Below are 16,866 nucleotides of genomic sequence, written 5' to 3'. Positions count from 1 at the left end.
CCCCTGATTGACGCCTCAGGCCGAGGCATGGAACGACCGCCCGAGGTCGGCAGGCGCGGCCTGCGCCCCGCGGCGGTGAATGGCGGACAAGATGACCAGCACGACGATGGTGATGACGTAAGGCGCCATCGACAGCAGGTGCACTGGAATGGCGTAACCGGCCGCTTGCAGTTGCAACTGCAAGGCGGTGATCCCGCCGAAGAGATAGGCGCCGATCAGCACGCGCTCGGCCCGCCAGCTGGCGAAAACGACGATGGCCAGCGCGATCCAGCCGGCGCCGGCGGTCATGCCCTCGGTCCATTGCGGCACGCGCACAAGGCTGAGGTAAGCGCCGCCAAGGCCCGCAAGCGCGCCGCCAAAGGCGAGCGCCGCGACGCGCACCGCGATGACGCGGTAGCCGAGCGCATGGGCGGCATCGTGGCTTTCGCCCACCGCGCGCAGGATCAACCCGGCGCGGGTAAAGCGCAAAAAGGCCCAGGTCACGGCGACAAGGATCAACGAGGCATAGACCACCCAGTCGTGCGAGAAGAGAACCGGCCCGATCACCGGAATCTCGGCGAGCGGGCCGAAGGGCACCTTGCCGGTCGAGGGCGGGCGCACGCCCTCATACCCCTTGCCGAAGAGCGCCGAGAGACCCAACCCAAACAGCGTCAGCGCAAGACCGGTTGCCGTCTGGTTCGACAGCAGCACCTGCGTGAGGATGGCAAACAGCAGCGCCATCAGCGCCCCGGCCACCGCCCCGGCCAGGAAACCCGCGACCGGGCTGCCGGTAGTAACGGCCACGGCGAAACCCGCCATCGCGCCCATGATCATCATGCCCTCGACGCCGAGGTTGAGCACGCCCGCCTTCTCGGCGATCAGCTCACCCGTCGCGGCCAGCAGGACCGGGGTCGAGGCCGCCATCAGTGTGGCGGTCAGAACGATGATGTCGATACCACCCAGGGTCATGCGCGGGCCCTCCCGATGCGGATACGGTAGTTGGTCAGCACATCAAAGCCCAAGAGGAAAAACAGCAGCATCCCCTGGAAGACCTGGATCGCCGCGCCGGGCAGGCCAAGCATCATCTGCGCCATGTCGCCGCCGATATAGGTCAGTGCCATCAAGAGGCCCGCGAGCAGGATGCCGAGCGGGTGCAGGCGCCCAAGGAAGGCCACGATGATCGCGGTAAAGCCGTAGCCCGCGTTGAACCCGTCGGTGATCTGGCCGCTTGGCCCGGACACCTCAAATAGCCCCGCCAGACCCGCGAGCGCGCCGGAAAGCCCAAGGCAGAACATCACCAGCCGCGCGGGCACGACGCCGGCAAAGCGCGCGGCGCGCGGAGCCTCACCCGCGACGCGGATGCGGAAGCCCGCGATATGGCGGTGCATCAGGATATAGGCTCCGATCACCGCGATCAGCGCTGCCAGCACGCCCCAATGCGCGCCGGTGCCTGCGAACAGTTCGGGGTTATGCGCGGAGGGGTATTGCTGAAGGTTGCGCGAGCCGGGAAAGCCAAAGCCCTGCGGGTTCTTCAACGGGCCGAAGGCCGCATAGGCCAGAAGGTTCTGCGCCACATAGACCAGCATCAGCGAGACGAGGATCTCGGAGGTGTTGAACACGACCTTCAGCACCGCCGGGATCATCCCCCACAGCCAGCCGCCAAGCGCGCCCGCCACGATCATCGCCGGGAACAGCAGGTGCGATTCCGCCGGGTAGGCCGCCAGCGCGACCGAGGCGCCGCAGATCGCGCCGATGATATACTGCCCCTCGGCGCCGATGTTCCAGATACCCGCGCGAAAGCCTACCGCCAGACCCGAGGCGATCAGGATCAGAGGCCCCGCCTTGACCAGCAACTGGCCCCGGAAATAGGCCGCGTTCGGGCCGAACAGCGGATCCCAGAAGATCATGCGGATCGCCTGCGCGGGGTCCTTGCCGAGGGCTGCGAACATCAGCCCGCCGACGATCATCGTGGCCAAAACGGCAAGGAGCGGCGTGGTGTAGGACCAGCCGCGCGAGGGCGTGGGCCGTTTGACAAGGGTGATCATAGCGCGGCCTCCTGCATCCCGTGGGCGCCGCCCAGCATCAGCCCGATCTCGTCCAGCGTCAGCCCTTCGGTGTCGCGCGGCGCGCTCAGGCGCCCTTCGTTCAGCGCGCAGAACCGGTCGGCGATTTCCATCAGCTCATCGAGGTCCTGGCTGATCACGATGACCGCCGCGCCCTTGCTGGCCAGATCCAGCAGCGCCTGCCGGATGGAGGCCGCCGCGGCGGCATCCACGCCCCAGGTCGGCTGGTTCACGATCAGCACCTCGGGGTATTGCAGCACTTCGCGGCCTATGACGAATTTTTGCAGGTTCCCGCCCGAAAGCGCGCGCGCGGCCACATGCGGGCCGGGGGTGCGCACGTCGAAATTCTTGATGATCTCTTCGGCGAAGAGCCGCGCGGCCTTCATATCCAGAAAGCCCCTGTTGGTCAGCGGGCGGCGCACGGTGCCGGTCAGCAGGGCGTTGTCGGTAAGGCTCATCGCCGGGACTGCAGCATGGCCAAGGCGCTCTTCGGGGGCGCCCTGCAGGCCCAGGCGACGACGGTCATTCGGCCCGAGGCCCGAGATATCCTGCCCGTGCAACAAGACCGTTCCGGGGGCCGAGACACGCTCGCCCGACAGGGTCGCCAGCAGCTCCTCCTGGCCATTTCCGGCCACGCCGCCCACGCCCAAAACCTCGCCTGCGCGCAGGCTCAGCGTCACTTTCTTCAGCGCAGGGCCGAATTGCGACATCGGCGCGAGGTCGAGATCTTTCACCTCGAAAATCGTGTGCCCAAGCGTGCGCTGCGCACGGTCGGTTGCCTTGAATTCGCCGCCCACCATCATCTCGGCCAGCTCGCGCGCGGTCTTGTCGCGCGGGGTGCAGGTGGCGACAACCTTGCCGCCGCGCAGGATGGTCGCGCCGTCGCACAGGCTGCGGATCTCTTCGAGCTTGTGGCTGATATACAGGATCGCGGTCCCTTCCGAAGACAGTTTGCGCAGGGTGTGGAACAGGATGCCAACCTCCTGCGGGGTCAGGACCGAGGTCGGCTCGTCCATGATCAACAGCTTGGGGTCCTGCAGCAGGCAGCGGATAATCTCGACCCGCTGACGCTCGCCCGCCGACAGATCACCCACAAGGCGCTCTGGGTCGAGCGGCAGGCCATAGGCGTTGGAGATCTCGCGGATGCGCTTGGCCAAATCGCCCATAGGCGGCGGGTTCTCCATGCCAAGCGCGACGTTCTCGGCCACGTTCAGCGCCTCGAACAGCGAGAAATGCTGGAACACCATCGCCACGCCCGAGGCCCGCGCGGCGCGCGGCTCGGCCGGGGTGTAGGGCTTGCCCATCAGGCGCATCGTGCCCGCGTCGGGTTTGACGAGGCCGTAGATCATCTTGACCAGCGTCGATTTGCCCGCGCCATTCTCGCCCAGAAGCGCGTGCACCTCGCCCGGCGCGACGGAAAAGCCGACGCCATCATTGGCGACAACGCCGGGATAGGCCTTGGTCAGCCCCTCGATCTGAAGCAGTTTGTCCCCTGTCACCCGGCGCGATCCTTCTTCTGGCTGGCCCTTCGGGCTCTGGTGGCGCTCAACTCCCTGAGTAGCGCGGCCCCGACCCCAATCGCAATGGCTTGCGGGTGTTTCCCCAAAGTCGGATCGCCTATCGGACAGGCAATGCGCGAAATCTGTGCGTCGGAATGTCCCAGCAAGCTCAGACGTTTGCGAAAGCGCGCCCATTTCGTGGCCGAGCCGATCAGCCCGCAACTGGCAAAGCCGTGGTCGAGCAGGCGGTGGCACAGCTCTAGGTCGAGCGCATGCGAATAGGTCAGGATCAGGTGATGGGCGTCATGCGGTGCCAGAGTGACCAGATGCGCGGGGTTTTCCGCGATCATCGGGGTGACGCCATGGGGCAGGGCGGGAAAGCGGTCGGCCCCGATATCAAGCCAGCTCAGTGCCAGATCCGGCAGCGGGGCGAGGGTGCCGACGACAGCGCGCCCGACATGCCCCGCCCCCCAGACCCAGAGCGATTGGCGCGCGGGGGCGACCGGCTCGATCAGCCAGTTCTCGATCAGCAGGGGCGGGATTTCGCCCCGGTCGCGGGCCCGCGCAAGGGTCCGGCGCACGGCCAGTGGCATTTCGGATGCGCTGCCTAACGGGCGTGCGTGATGGGTGCCGTCGATCCGCGCGATGCTGGCGGCATCCATTGGTTCATAAGTCAGAGTAACCGCGCCGCCACAGCACTGCCCCATCGCGGGGCCAAGCGGGATGCGCTCAAGCCGCGTAACCGGGTTGGTGCGGGCGCGGGCGATGGCCTCGAACTCCAGCTGCCCGCCGCCGATCGTGCCCTCGATCCGGTCAGGCCAGACCAGCATCTCGGCCCCGGCTTCGCGCGGGGTCGAGCCCTGAACGGCGGCCACCAGCACCCGCACGAAGGGGCCTTGCGCGGCGGCGCGCGCCAGATATGCGGGGTCAAGGCTCATGCATCACCCCGCGCGCGGTGAACGGCGGCCAGCACGGCCTCGGGTGTTGCGGGGGCGCGTAGGTCGGGCCAATGCGGCCCGCAGGCCGCGCAGGCATCGTTCAGCGCCAGGAAGGCCGAGATCCCGTGCATGAAAGGCGGCTCGCCCACGGCTTTCGAGCGGAAGATTGTTTCTTCGCGGTTCGGCGCGTCCCAGAGGCGCACATTGAAGATGCGCGGCCGGTCAGAGCAGGCCGGGATCTTGTAGGTCGAGGGCGCATGGGTCGTGAGCGCGCCACTGTCATTCCAGACCAGTTCCTCGGTCGTCAGCCAGCCCGCGCCCTGCACATAGGCACCTTCGATCTGGCCGATGTCGAGCGCGGGGTTCAGCGAGGCCCCTGCATCATGCACGATGTCGCAGCGCAGGATGCGGTTCTCGCCGGTCAGCGTGTCGATGGCGACCTCGGTCACCGCCGCGCCATAGGCGAAGTAGAAGAACGGCCGCCCCTGTCCCTTGACGCGATCCCAACTGATCCTGGGCGTCGCGTAGAACCCGGTCGAGGACAGGCTGACGCGGGCCAGATAGGCCTCTTTGGCGATCTGCTCGAAGGCAAAGCTGCGGGTGCCCGCGCGCACCTCGCCCGCTTCAAAGGTGATCTCGGAGGCAGAGCAACCCTCGCGCGCGGCAAGAAAATCGGTAAGCCGCGCCCGGATCGTCTCGCAGGCGGCCTTGACCGCCATGCCGTTCATATCCGCGCCCGACGATGCCGCCGTGGCCGAGGTGTTGGGCACTTTCGATGTGTCGGTTGCGGTGATGCGGACCCGTCCGGCCTCTACGCCAAAGTCCCGTGCGGCGACCTGACAGCATTTTTGATGCAGGCCCTGGCCCATCTCGGTGCCGCCGTGGTTGATGCTGATCGAGCCGTCCGAATAGAGGTGGACCAGCGCCCCCGCCTGGTTCAGGTGGGTCAGCGTGAACGAGATCCCGAACTTGACCGGGCTTAGCGCAAGTCCGCGCTTGATGGTTCGATTATTGCTGTTCCAGGCGTCGATCTCCGCGCGTCTTGCGGTGTAATCGGCGGATTTCTCCAACTCGGCCATCAGTTCGGGCAGGATGCAATCCTCAACCGGCTGGCCGTAATGGGTGCTCTGGAACGGTGCCTCGGCGCGGTAGAGGTTACGTCGGCGCAACTCGAGCGGATCAAGCCCGCTGACCTGCGCCAGATGCTCCATTGCGCGCTCGACCCCTAGGATCCCCTGCGGGCCGCCAAAGCCGCGAAAGGCGGTGTTGGACTGGGTGTTGGTGCGCAGCCGGTGGCTTTCGACCCGCAGCGCGGGAATGAAATAGGCGTTGTCCGAATGCAGCATGGCGCGATCGCAGACCGGCAGGCTGAGATCGGGCGACCAGCCGCAACGGCCCAGTTGCACGAAATCGGCACCGAGCACGCGGCCCTCGGCGTCGGCGCCGATCCGGTAGTGGATTCGGAAGTCGTGGCGCTTGCCGGTGATGACCATGTCGTCGTCGCGGTCGTAGCGCATCTTGCAGGGCCGTCCGGTCAGTCGCGCGGCCACCGCACAGGCGATGGCGAGGTGGCTGCCCTGGCTTTCCTTGCCGCCGAAGCCGCCGCCCATGCGCCGCATCTCGACGCGGACATCGTGCATGTGCAGGCCAAGCGCCTCGGCGACCTTGTGCTGGATCTCGGTCGGATGCTGGCTTGAGCAATGGATGACCATGCCCTCATCGGCGGGCAGGGCAAGCGCGGCCTGGCCCTCAAGGTAGAAATGCTCTTGCCCGCCGACCTCAAGGGTGCCCTCGGCGATATGGGTGGCTTGGGCGAGGGCGGTTTCGGCGTCGCCGCGCGCCCAGATGACGGGGCCGTTCTCAAAGCGGCTGCCGGTGGCGAGTGCCTCGTCAAGGGTCAGGATCGCGGGGCGGGGGGTATAGCTGACGCGCGCCTTGCGCGCCGCGATGCGGGCCGCGCGATGCGAGGTGGCGATCACCAGAAAGATCGGCTGGCCGATGTAATGCACCTCGCCCTCGGCCAGCACGGGTTCGGGCTGCGGCGCGGGCGAGGCATCGTTGGCGAAGGGCAGATCGGACGCGCAGAGCACATGCAGCACGCCGGGGCTTTGCCGCACCGGGTCCAGATCGAGCGCGTCGATCGTGGCACTGGCCTCGGTCGACAGGCCAAAGGCCAGATGCAGCGTGCCCTCGGGCGTCGGCATGTCATCAAGGTAGCGCGCTTGGCCGGTGACATGCAGGCGGGCGGAATCGTGGGGCTGCGAGGCGCTCATGCCGAGACCTCCAGTACCGAGGTTGCCTCGCCCGAGGCCTCGCGCAGGTAGCGCAGGGCCATGGCGCGGGCGGCCTCGCGCCGGTAGGCGGCGGACGCGCGCATGTCGCTGAGCGGTGCGAAATCCGCATCAAGCGCGGGTAGGGCGGCAAGGATCGTCTCTTCGGTGAAGGGCTGGCCGAGCAGAGCGGCCTCAAAGCCCGCTGCCCGTTTCGGGATGCCCGCCATGCCGCCAAAGGCCACACGGGCACTTTCAATTTTCGAACCATTTTTTGTGACGTTGAAGCAGCCACAGACCGCAGAAATATCCTGATCAAACCTTTTTGAGAGTTTGTAGCAGGCCAGATCCGGGGCACTCTTGGGCAGTGTGACGGCCTCGACGAACTCACCCGGCTGGCGATCTTGTTTGCGGTAGTCGAGGAAGAAATCCTCCAGCGCGATCTCGCGCCGTGTATCCCCGCGCCGCAGGGTCAGTGTCGCGCCCACGGCGATCAGCGCGGGCGGGGCATCGCCGATGGGCGAGCCGTTGGCGATATTGCCGCCGATGGTGGCTGCTTGGCGCACCTGCTCGGAGGCGAAGCGGCGCAACAGGGCGGCCAGCGCGGGGTGCGGCCCCTCGGCCCAGGTCCGCAGGGCGGCGATGCTTGCGCCTGCGCCGATGCGATAGCCAGCCTCGGTCTCGGTGATCTCTTGCAGATCGGTGCAATGGCCGAGGAAGGCGACCTTGGGCAGGCTGCGCAATTGCTTGGTCACCCAGAGCCCGACATCGGTCGCCCCGGCGATCAGCGTGGCATCGGGATTGGCCATATACCAGGCGGCAAGGTCATCGGCGCTTTGCGGCAGGACGGCGCCGGGCAGATCGACGGCGGGCGGCACGTCGTGCATCCAGTCGGGCACGGGGGCGTCCTGCGCGGCAACAGCGGCGCGAATGATCGGCGCATAGCCCGTGCAGCGGCACAGGTTGCCCGCCAGAATATCGTCATGGTCGGTGCGCCCGTTGCAATGCGCCGCCGCCAGAGAGGCGACGATTCCCGGCGTGCAGAACCCGCATTGCGAGCCGTGATGCTCGATCATCGCGCTTTGCACCGGGTGCAGCGCGCCCTCGGGCGCGGCGATGCCCTCGATCGTGCGCAGCGCCTTGCCGGCCAGCTGGGGCATCATCATCAGGCAGGCATTGAGCGCGCGCACACCGCCCGCGTCGGTGACGATCACGGTGCAGGCGCCGCAGTCGCCCTCGTTGCAGCCCTCCTTGGTGCCGGTCAGGCCTTGCGCCCGCAGCCAGTCCAGAACGCTCTGCGTCGGGTCCGTGATCCGCGCGGTCCGGGTTTCTCCGTTCAGAAGAAACGAGATATCCATGCGTTTATCCGCCGCGTTACCATATTGCGCGTTCCCCCGCTCGATGCGGCGTAGAGCGGGGCATTGATCAGCAAAACCCAAGGTTGGCGTTGTGGCAAGTGTTTTGGCGCAACCCGCTGCGCGCATTTTGATCCGATGATCAAGTAATGGGCAGTGGCCGGGGCGCATTGGGCTGGCGTGACCACCTTTTGCCGCGCTATGAGTTTGGCATGTCCGCACCTCGATTCATCCACCTGCGCGTTCACACCGAATATTCGCTGCTTGAGGGGGCCGTACCCGTCAAGAAGCTGATCAAGATGTGCGATGCGGCCAAGATGCCAGCGGTCGCCGTCACCGACTCGAATGCGATGTTCGCGGCGCTTGAGTTTTCGGTGCTGGCGCAGGGGGCGGGGTTGCAGCCGATCGTGGGCTGCCAGGTCTCGATCGCATATGACCCTGCGCAGCCCGGTGAAAAGCCGCGGATGCCCGCGCCGCTGGTTCTGCTGGCGCAGTCCGAGGCGGGTTATGAGAACCTGATGAAGCTCAGCTCCTGCCTTTACGTGGATAAGGGCGGGCAGTTGCCGCAGGTCATGCTCGATGAACTGGCTGCACATTCCGAGGGGCTGATTTGCCTGACCGGCGGGGCCGAGGGGCCGGTGGGCAAGCTCATTCAGGCCGGGCAGGCGGGAAAGGCGCGTCTGCTGATGGAGCGTCTGGCCGCGACCTACCCCAACCGTCTTTACGTCGAATTGCAGCGCCACCCCGGCGAGGGCGGCCGCCTGACCGAGGGCGAGCGCGCGACCGAGCGCCCCTTTGTCGAGATGGCCTATGACCTCGGCCTGCCGCTGGTCGCCACCAACGATGTCTATTTCCCCAAGGCCGAGATGTTCGAGGCACATGATGCCCTGATCTGCATCGCCGAGGGCGCCTATGTCGATCAGATCGAGCCACGCCGCCGCCTGACCCCGCAGCACTATTTCAAATCCGAAGCCGAGATGTGCGCGCTTTTCGCGGACTTGCCCGAGGCGCTTGAAAACACGGTCGAGATCGCCCGCCGCTGCGCCTTTGCCGCTTACAAGCGCAAGCCGATCCTGCCGCGTTTCGCCGATGACGAGGTCGAGGAGTTGCGCCGCCAGGCCTGGGACGGGCTCCGCGCGCGTCTTGAGGTGATCCCCCATGCCGTCCCGGTCGCGGAATACGAGGCGCGGCTGGAGTTCGAATTGGGCATCATCGAGGGGATGGGTTTCCCCGGCTACTTCCTGATCGTTGCCGACTTCATCAAATGGGCCAAGGATCACGACATTCCGGTCGGGCCGGGGCGGGGCTCGGGGGCAGGCTCGCTGGTGGCCTATGCGTTGACCATCACCGACCTTGACCCACTGCGCTATTCGCTTCTGTTCGAACGCTTCCTGAACCCCGAACGCGTCTCGATGCCGGACTTCGACATCGACTTCTGCATGGATCGCCGCGAAGAGGTGATCCGCTACGTGCAGGACCGGTATGGCCGCGACAAGGTGGGGCAGATCATCACCTTCGGCGCGCTTCTGTCCAAGGCGGCGGTGCGCGACGTGGGGCGCGTGTTGCAGATGTCCTACGGGCAGGTGGACAAGCTCTCGAAGATGATCCCGGTCGAGGGGGTCAAGCCCGTTAGCATCGAGAAGGCGCTGGCCGACGAGCCGCGCCTGCGTGAGGCTGCGCGCAACGAAGAGGTGGTCAAGCGCCTTCTGGATTACGCGCAGCAGGTCGAGGGCCTGTTGCGCAACGCCTCGACCCACGCGGCGGGCGTGGTGATCGGGGACAGGCCGCTCGATGCGCTGGTGCCGCTCTACCAGGACCCGCGCTCGGACATGCCCGCGACCCAGTTCAACATGAAATGGGTCGAGCAGGCGGGTTTGGTGAAGTTCGACTTCCTCGGCCTCAAGACGCTGACGGTGATCCAGTCGGCGATGAACCTGATCTTCAAATCGGGCCGCCCGCTGCATGTCGATCCGGCGGGCAACCGGCTTTACGAGCCCGCCGAGGGCGCCGCGAACCTGATCAACGCCATCCCGCTGGATGACGAGAAGACCTACCGGCTTTACGCCGATGCGCGCACGGTCGCGGTGTTCCAGGTGGAATCCGAGGGCATGAAATCGGCCCTGCGCCAGATGAAGCCCACCTGTATCGAAGATATCGTCGCGCTTGTGGCGCTCTATCGTCCCGGACCGATGGAGAACATCCCTACCTATTGCGAGGTCAAGCACGGGCTGAAGCCGCTGACCTCACTGCACCCCACGATCGACCCGATCCTGGCCGAGACGCAGGGCATCATCGTCTATCAGGAACAGGTGATGCAGATCGCGCAGGTCATGGCGGGCTATACGCTTGGCGGCGCCGACCTGCTGCGCCGCGCGATGGGTAAGAAGATCGCCGAAGAGATGGCGAAAGAGCGCCCCAAGTTCGTCGAGGGCGCCAAGAAGACCCACAATGTCGATGAGAAGAAGGCCGGTGAGGTCTTCGACCTGCTCGAGAAGTTCGCCAACTATGGCTTCAACAAATCGCACGCGGCGGCCTATGCGGTGGTGTCCTATTACACCGCCTGGCTGAAGGCGAACCACCCTGTGGAGTTCATGGGCGGGGTGATGAACTGCGATATTCACCTGACCGACAAGCTCGCGATCTACGCGCAGGAGGTGAAGAAGGAACTGGCCGCCGAGATCGTGCCGCCCTGCGTGAACCGCTCGCTCGCGACCTTCGACGTGGTGGATCAAAAGCTGGTCTATGCCTTGGGCGCGCTCAAGAACGTGGGTGTCGAAGCGATGCAGCTGATCGTCGAGGCGCGGGGCGAACGCCCCTTCCGCGACCTGAGCGATTTTGCCCGCCGTGTGGATATGAAACGGGTCGGCAAGCGCCCCTTGGAGATGCTGGCGCGGGCCGGGGCTTTCGATCAGCTCGATCCGAACCGCAAGCGGGTGTTCAGCAGTCTCGACAGCCTCGTGCAATGGTCGGCGGCGGTGGCCGAAGCCAAGGGCTCGGCGCAGGTGTCGCTGTTCGGCGAGGCCGGGGACGATCTGCCGCCGCCGCGTCTGGCCGACACCGACGATTGGCTGCCCGGCGAGCGTCTGGCCGAAGAGCACAAGGCCATCGGCTTCTACCTCTCGGGCCATCCGCTTGAGGATTACATGCCCGCGCTCAAGCGCAAGAAGATCATGACGCTGGAAGAGGTGCAGGCCAAGGCGGTGAACGGCCCGTTCTTCGCCAAGATCGCGGGCGAGGTCGCCTCGGTCCGTGAAAAGAAATCGGCCAAGGGGAACCGTTTCGCCTTTGTCGCGCTGTCAGATGTGTCGGGGCCCTACGAGGCCACGTTCTTCTCTGACGCGCTGGAGGCCGCGCGCGGGGTGCTTGAGCCCGGTCGGTTGGTCGTGCTGAGCGTCAAGGTTGAGGTTGAGGGCGAAAGCGTGCGGATGCTGGCGCAGACCGCGACGGCGGTCGATACCGTGACGGCGGATGCGGGCGGCGCGGGGCTGATGATCCATCTCGACACGGCCGAGGCGGTGGCCTCGATTGCATCGCTGCTTGAGCGGGTCGAGGCCGAGGGCAAGGTGCGCGGGCGCGGCCCGATCAGCTTTACCGTCTTCGACTCCGAGCGCGGCTGCCGCTACATGCTGAGCGCCGGGCGCGATTTCCCGGTCAATCCGCAGGTGAAGGGCGCGATCCGCGCGCTGCGGGGCGTTGCGATGGTCGAAGAGGTGTAAGGGGCTCTGCCCCGCCGAGGCCTTGCCTCGGCCCCCCGGGATATTTTTTCCACATTGAAGGGTCAGCGGGCGAGTTTGCCCGCCAGAAGCCGCGCGACCGCCACGGCAAGCAGGATGCGCGCGGCGTGGTGGGCGGTGACATAGACGATGCTCATTTGCAGTGAGAGCGCGATCAGCGACATCTCGGTCAGTCCGCCGGGGGCGAAGGCCAGGAAGACCGCGGCCGGGGGTTCGCCGACGAAGCCCGCGAGGCTGAAGGCGCAGATGATTGCGAGCGTGATCGACAGCGCGGTGGAAAGCCCCGCAAGCCGGATCGCAAGCCAGAATCGGCCGAGCGGCATGCCCGCGAAGCGCACCCCGAGCGAGGCACCGATCACGAGTTGCGTGGCATTCACCAGCCAGTTCGGCGGGCTGCCCTGCGCAAGCCCCGTCAGATGCACGATGGCCGAGACCAGGATCGGGCCCGTGACCATCCCGCCGGGCAGTTTGAGGTGCCAACCAAGCAGCCCGCCCACGCCCCCTGCGCCGATTAGCCAGGGCAGGTCGGCCAGCGTCATGGCGGTGCGGGTCAGGGTGGCGCCGCCCGCCGAGCCGACCGCATGGCCGGTCATTACCGTGAAGAAGATCGGCACGCAGACGATGGTTACGATCAGCCGCAGGAATTGCAGCATCGTCAGCATGGCAGTATCGCCGCCCATTTCCTCGCCCATCTGCACCGCTTCGATCAGCCCGCCCGGTGCTGTGCCAAAGAACGCGGTGACGGGGTCGATCTGGCCCGTTGCGCGTACGGCGCGGAAGCTGATGATATGCGCCACGGGAATGAAGACCGCGATGGCGAGGAGCGAGGGCCACCAGCCGCGCGCTTCGTCCAGAATCGCCGGGGTGAAGGTGCCGCCGATGGCGACGCCGATGATCGGGATGAAGATCATCCGCAGCATCATCGGGAACTGCACCGGATGCCCGAGCGGCTTCCAGCGCCCGAGCGCCGCGGCCGCCACCGCCAGGAGCGGGCCAAGCAGCATCGGCAGCGGCAGGTGGATCGCCTGGCCGATCAGCCCGCCCGCCAGCCCGAGGGCTAGCGTCAGCCCAAGCGTGGGCAGGTGGATCTGTTCAGAGATGAAGCGCATGTCCGCCGGGCGTCCTGTTCGCGCCAAGACTTACAGCACCGGCACGAAAGGACAAGCGCGCTTACCAATGCGGCGGTTTCTGGTCGGCCAGCGGGATCTGCCCGCCCGAGGCATACTCGCGCTCGGCTTCGCGCTCCATCAAGAGGCCGACCTTGCGGCTCAGGCGCTCGATCTCGATCGTCTGGCGGGCGACGATGTCCGAGAGTTCCTCGACCGTGCGCGCCAGATGCGCGAGTTCTTCCTCTGCGCGGTCCATCCTGTCCTGCATCGCCCTGTTCCCCCTGCCATCCTTGGCTTGCCGCGCCGCGGCCCTTCCGCTACACCCTCGCGCGAGATGCAACAAGGTGCAAGCCGGAGTGGACCCATGGCCAAGGACAAAGCCCCCCGCCGTCCCCGCGCTGAAACCCCCAAGGGTTTCCGCGACTATTTCGGGGCGGAGGTGACCGAGCGGGCAGAGATGCTCGCCACGATTGCCGAGGTCTACCGGGCCCATGGGTTCGATCCGCTTGAGACGAGCGCGGTCGAGACGGTCGAGGCGCTTGGCAAGTTTCTGCCCGACGTGGATCGCCCGAACGAGGGTGTCTTTGCCTGGCAGGACGAGGGCGGCGACTGGCTGGCGCTGCGCTATGACATGACGGCGCCGCTGGCGCGCGTGGCCGCGCAGTTCCGCAACGATCTGCCTGCGCCTTATCGGCGCTATACGATGGGTCCGGTGTGGCGCAACGAAAAGCCCGGCCCGGGGCGTTTTCGCCAGTTCTACCAATGCGATGCCGATACGGTGGGCGCGCCCTCGGTCGCGGCGGATGCGGAGATCTGCGGGATGCTTGCCGATGCGCTGGAGGCCGTGGGAATTCCGCGTGGCGATTACATCGTGCGGGTTAACAACCGCAAGGTGCTCGATGGCATTATGGAGTGCGTCGGTCTTCTGGATCCTAGCGATCCAGAAATCAAACAGCATGAGCGTGGCATCGCTATGCGAGCGATCGACAAAATGGATCGCTTCGGAGCGGCAGGAGTTGAACAACTGCTGACTTCCGGGCGGAAAGATGAGTCGGGCGACTTTACGGACGGTGCCGGCTTGGAGCACCTTCAAGCGGTGTGGCTCACGACGACTTTGATGCAGCGGCTCTCAAGCAATGAGGAGACGATAGCGGGCTTGAGACAGCAGCTTGCGAACTCGAGCCGTGGAATCGAGGGTGTCGATGAGCTGGAGCTGATCGCCTCGCTTCTTGACAGCCAGGGCTATGGTCCCGACCGTATCGTGATCGACCCCTCGGTCGTGCGGGGTCTGGGGTATTACACCGGCCCGGTGTTCGAGGCCGAGCTGACCTTTGAAATCCTCGACGAGAAGGGCCGCAAGCGGCAGTTCGGCTCGGTCGCGGGCGGCGGGCGCTATGACGATCTGGTCAAGCGCTTCACCGGGCAGGCGGTGCCGGCGACGGGCGTCTCGATCGGTGTTGACCGGCTTCTTTCGGCGCTGCGGGCCAAGGGCCGCATCGGTGGCGTCGCCAAGGGGCCGGTCGTCGTGACGGTGATGGACCGCGACCGGATGGGCGATTACCTTGGCATGGCGTCCGAGCTGCGCCGCGCGGGTATCCGCGCCGAAGTCTACCTGGGCAATCCGAAGAACTTCGGCAACCAGCTCAAATACGCCGACAAGCGCGAAAGCCCGGTGGCCATCATCCAGGGCACCGACGAGGCCACGCGCGGCGTCGTGCAGATCAAGGATCTGGTGCTCGGGGCCAAGATCGCGGCCTCGGCCAGCCTTGAAGAGTGGAAAGAGCAGCCCGCGCAGGTCGAGGTGACCCGCGCCGACATGGTTGCTACCGTGAAGAAGATGTTGGGGGCGTAATGGCCAGCAAAGCCGCAGCCCGCGCCACCGGCAAGCGCTACCTGGCCGCTTTCCGCGCGGCGGGTGCCGTCGAGATCGCACCCGACCTCCTGCAACCGGCCGAGGCGCTTCTGGACCTTTACGGCGAGGATATTCGTGCCCGCGCCTATGTCACCGCCGACCCGCTGCGTGGCGAGATCATGCTGCGCCCGGACTTTACCGTTCCGGTCGTGCAGGAACACATGGCCAATGGTGCCGAGCCCGCGCGCTATTGCTATCTGGGCGAGGTCTTCCGCAAGCAGGATCACCGCGGCGCCTCCCGCGTTTCCGAATATAATCAGCTCGGCTACGAGGTCTTTGATCGCGCCGATCCCGAGGCCGCCGATGCCGAGGTTTTCGCGCTGATCGCGGGCGCTTTGGCGCCGCTGGGGCTCAACGCGACCATTGGTGACATCGGTATCCTGAGTGCGGCGGTCGAAGGGCTCGACACGATCCCCGAGCGCAAGGCGGCGCTGGCGCGGCACATCTGGCGCCCGCAGCGCTTTCACAAGCTGATGGCGCGCTATGCGGGCCTCGTGCCAGCGCCCGAGACCCGCGCGGCCGTTCTGGCCGGTGGCCGCTCTGACGCGCCCTGGATCGGAATGCGCGCACCTGCCGAGATGGAAGACCGCATTGCGCGGCTGACCCGCGACGCCGAGGCCGCGCCGATTGCCACGGCGGATGTGGCGCGGCTCGATGCGCTCTTTGCCCTGCGCTGCCCGGCTATCGAGGCGCCCGCGCGGCTTCGTGCGCTGGACCTGCCCGCTATCGAGGCGGCGACCGAGCGGCTCGAACGCCGCCTGTCGGCGCTCGACAAGCGCGGGGTGGATCTGTCGGCGCTGACCTTCGACGCGAGCCATGGCCGCACCACGATGGAATATTACGACGGCTTCGTCTTTACGCTGTCGGCCGCCGATCCCGCGCTGCCCCCCGTGGCCTCGGGCGGGCGCTATGATGCGCTGACCCGCGTCTTGGGGCAGGGGCGCGAGATCCCCGCCGTGGGCGGCGTGATCCGCCCCGGACTGGTCGCCGATCTGGAGGGGCTGGCATGACGATCAAGCTGGGCGTGCCCTCCAAGGGCCGGTTGATGGAAAAGACCTTCGAGTGGTTCGCCGAACGCGGGATCACGCTGCGCCGCACCGGGTCCGAGCGCGAATATGCCGGGGCCGTGGACGGCGCCGAGGGGGTCGAGCTGGTGCTGCTGTCGGCGGGCGAGATCCCGCGCGAGCTGGCTGCCGGGCGCATCCATATGGGCGTCACCGGGTCCGACCTTGTGCGCGACAAGCTGGCCGACTGGGAAACCCAGGTGGCCGAGCTTGCGCCGATGGGCTTTGGCCATGCCGATCTGATCATTGCCGTGCCGACCTGCTGGGCGGATGTGGACACGCTGGAGGATCTGGACGCCGCCGCGCATGCTTTCCGCGCCGCGCATGGATTCCGCCTGCGCATCGCCACCAAATACCACCGCCTTGTGCGCGAGTTCCTGACCCGCGAGGGCGTGGCCGACTATCAGCTGGTCGATAGTCAGGGCGCGACCGAGGGGACGGTGAAGAACCTCACCGCCGAGGCGATCGCCGATATCACCTCGTCGGGCGAGACGCTGCGCGCCAACCACCTCAAGATCCTGTCGGACGGGCTGATCCACCAGAGCCAGGCGACACTGTTCGCCGCGCGGGCCGCCGACTGGCAGGGGCAAGAGGGGGCGCTGACCGCGCTTGCCGCGCAGCTTGGCGTTGCGCCGCCACGGCTCTGATCCCGCCAAACGTCTCTTCGATCGGGCCATCTTCGAGTGCGAGGCCTTCCCGGCCCGGACGCTTGGCGCCGCGTGTCAGGCCCATCGTGATAGTGTCGGCACCCCCTAGGTCGCGCAAATGCGCGAGGAGATGGCCGATTTCGCGACTTGTATCGTTGTCCCGGCGGCGACCGAAGGCATCGCCCGATTGCCAAGGGTTTCTGCGTGGTGTCGCGTCTTGATACTCTGCACGATGTAGTCAACCCGGTCCCCTCGCGCCTCGCGACTGCTTGCACCAACCCGCAGATTTGGCTGGA

Annotated in this window: 12 protein-coding genes; 4 read left to right on the top strand and 8 right to left on the bottom strand. The window is 66.5% G+C overall.

Translation table 11 applies throughout. The features are described 5' to 3' along the window. Positions 1–15: 15 nt before the first annotated feature. From KTQ37_RS12315 to KTQ37_RS12290, 6 genes are read right to left on the bottom strand one after another with little or no spacing between them, the layout of a single operon-like run. Positions 16–948: an ABC transporter permease gene (locus KTQ37_RS12315; protein WP_218630823.1), complete on the bottom strand. Its 933-nt coding sequence runs from the start codon at positions 946–948 to the stop codon at positions 16–18. Further along, positions 945–2,024 (bottom strand): ABC transporter permease, encoded by a 1,080-nt coding sequence (locus tag KTQ37_RS12310; RefSeq protein ID WP_218630822.1) that lies wholly within the window; start codon positions 2,022–2,024, stop codon positions 945–947. Before KTQ37_RS12310 ends, KTQ37_RS12315 begins: the two co-directional genes overlap by 4 nt. Continuing rightward, positions 2,021–3,541, bottom strand: coding sequence for an ABC transporter ATP-binding protein (locus tag KTQ37_RS12305; protein WP_218630821.1), 1,521 nt, complete (start codon positions 3,539–3,541; stop codon positions 2,021–2,023). Before KTQ37_RS12305 ends, KTQ37_RS12310 begins: the two co-directional genes overlap by 4 nt. Then, positions 3,538–4,479 (bottom strand): xanthine dehydrogenase accessory protein XdhC, encoded by a 942-nt coding sequence (gene xdhC, locus KTQ37_RS12300; RefSeq protein WP_218630820.1) that lies wholly within the window; start codon positions 4,477–4,479, stop codon positions 3,538–3,540. The genes KTQ37_RS12305 and xdhC overlap by 4 nt, the downstream gene beginning before the upstream one ends. Then, positions 4,476–6,752: a xanthine dehydrogenase molybdopterin binding subunit gene (xdhB, locus tag KTQ37_RS12295; protein ID WP_218630819.1), complete on the bottom strand. Its 2,277-nt coding sequence runs from the start codon at positions 6,750–6,752 to the stop codon at positions 4,476–4,478. Before xdhB ends, xdhC begins: the two co-directional genes overlap by 4 nt. Further along, positions 6,749–8,107, bottom strand: a complete 1,359-nt coding sequence (locus KTQ37_RS12290) for a xanthine dehydrogenase small subunit (RefSeq protein ID WP_218630818.1) — start codon at positions 8,105–8,107, stop codon at positions 6,749–6,751. Before KTQ37_RS12290 ends, xdhB begins: the two co-directional genes overlap by 4 nt. Positions 8,108–8,316: 209 nt before the next feature. On the opposite strand from KTQ37_RS12290, the gene dnaE reads away from it, so the two are divergent. Beyond that, positions 8,317–11,820, top strand: a complete 3,504-nt coding sequence (dnaE, locus tag KTQ37_RS12285; RefSeq protein WP_218630817.1) for a DNA polymerase III subunit alpha — start codon at positions 8,317–8,319, stop codon at positions 11,818–11,820. 62 nt (positions 11,821–11,882) lie between these two features. Here the strand turns inward: dnaE and KTQ37_RS12280 are convergent, their stop codons facing one another. Beyond that, entirely contained in the window at positions 11,883–12,947 is a 1,065-nt protein-coding gene (locus tag KTQ37_RS12280; protein ID WP_218630816.1) for an AbrB family transcriptional regulator, read from the bottom strand. A 61-nt stretch (positions 12,948–13,008) separates the two neighbouring features. Then, positions 13,009–13,215, bottom strand: a complete 207-nt coding sequence (locus KTQ37_RS12275) for a SlyX family protein (protein ID WP_218630815.1) — start codon at positions 13,213–13,215, stop codon at positions 13,009–13,011. Positions 13,216–13,311: 96 nt separating this feature from the next. Here KTQ37_RS12275 and hisS point away from each other — a divergent pair, with 96 nt between their 5' ends. The 3 genes from hisS to hisG are packed head-to-tail and all read left to right on the top strand — an operon-like array spanning position 13,312 to position 16,570. After that, the gene (hisS, locus tag KTQ37_RS12270) at positions 13,312–14,799 is read left to right on the top strand and encodes a histidine--tRNA ligase (RefSeq protein ID WP_218630814.1); all 1,488 of its coding nucleotides are present in this window, start codon (positions 13,312–13,314) and stop codon (positions 14,797–14,799) included. Then, complete coding sequence (locus KTQ37_RS12265; RefSeq protein WP_218630813.1) at positions 14,799–15,869, top strand: ATP phosphoribosyltransferase regulatory subunit; 1,071 nt, start codon at positions 14,799–14,801, stop codon at positions 15,867–15,869. The genes hisS and KTQ37_RS12265 overlap by 1 nt, the downstream gene beginning before the upstream one ends. Beyond that, the gene (gene hisG / locus KTQ37_RS12260; protein ID WP_218630812.1) at positions 15,866–16,570 is read left to right on the top strand and encodes an ATP phosphoribosyltransferase; all 705 of its coding nucleotides are present in this window, start codon (positions 15,866–15,868) and stop codon (positions 16,568–16,570) included. The genes KTQ37_RS12265 and hisG overlap by 4 nt, the downstream gene beginning before the upstream one ends. Positions 16,571–16,866: the final 296 nt, after the last annotated feature.

It is taken from the genome of Sedimentimonas flavescens (assembly GCF_019264375.1).
GTDB lineage: Bacteria > Pseudomonadota > Alphaproteobacteria > Rhodobacterales > Rhodobacteraceae > Rhodobacter > Rhodobacter flavescens.
This window is presented reverse-complemented; position numbering and strand designations above follow the sequence as displayed.

Excerpts from the sequence above, each read along its gene's own strand:
- KTQ37_RS12315 (WP_218630823.1), bottom strand. The coding sequence starts at position 948 with ATGACCCTGGGTGGTATCGACATCATCGTTCTGACCGCCACACTGATG.
- hisG (WP_218630812.1), top strand. The coding sequence starts at position 15,866 with ATGACGATCAAGCTGGGCGTGCCCTCCAAGGGCCGGTTGATGGAAAAG.
- KTQ37_RS12290 (WP_218630818.1), bottom strand. The coding sequence starts at position 8,107 with ATGGATATCTCGTTTCTTCTGAACGGAGAAACCCGGACCGCGCGGATC.
- xdhB (WP_218630819.1), bottom strand. The coding sequence starts at position 6,752 with ATGAGCGCCTCGCAGCCCCACGATTCCGCCCGCCTGCATGTCACCGGC.
- dnaE (WP_218630817.1), top strand. The coding sequence starts at position 8,317 with ATGTCCGCACCTCGATTCATCCACCTGCGCGTTCACACCGAATATTCG.
- KTQ37_RS12275 (WP_218630815.1), bottom strand. The coding sequence starts at position 13,215 with ATGCAGGACAGGATGGACCGCGCAGAGGAAGAACTCGCGCATCTGGCG.
- xdhC (WP_218630820.1), bottom strand. The coding sequence starts at position 4,479 with ATGAGCCTTGACCCCGCATATCTGGCGCGCGCCGCCGCGCAAGGCCCC.
- hisS (WP_218630814.1), top strand. The coding sequence starts at position 13,312 with ATGGCCAAGGACAAAGCCCCCCGCCGTCCCCGCGCTGAAACCCCCAAG.
- KTQ37_RS12265 (WP_218630813.1), top strand. The coding sequence starts at position 14,799 with ATGGCCAGCAAAGCCGCAGCCCGCGCCACCGGCAAGCGCTACCTGGCC.
- KTQ37_RS12280 (WP_218630816.1), bottom strand. The coding sequence starts at position 12,947 with ATGCGCTTCATCTCTGAACAGATCCACCTGCCCACGCTTGGGCTGACG.
- KTQ37_RS12310 (WP_218630822.1), bottom strand. The coding sequence starts at position 2,024 with ATGATCACCCTTGTCAAACGGCCCACGCCCTCGCGCGGCTGGTCCTAC.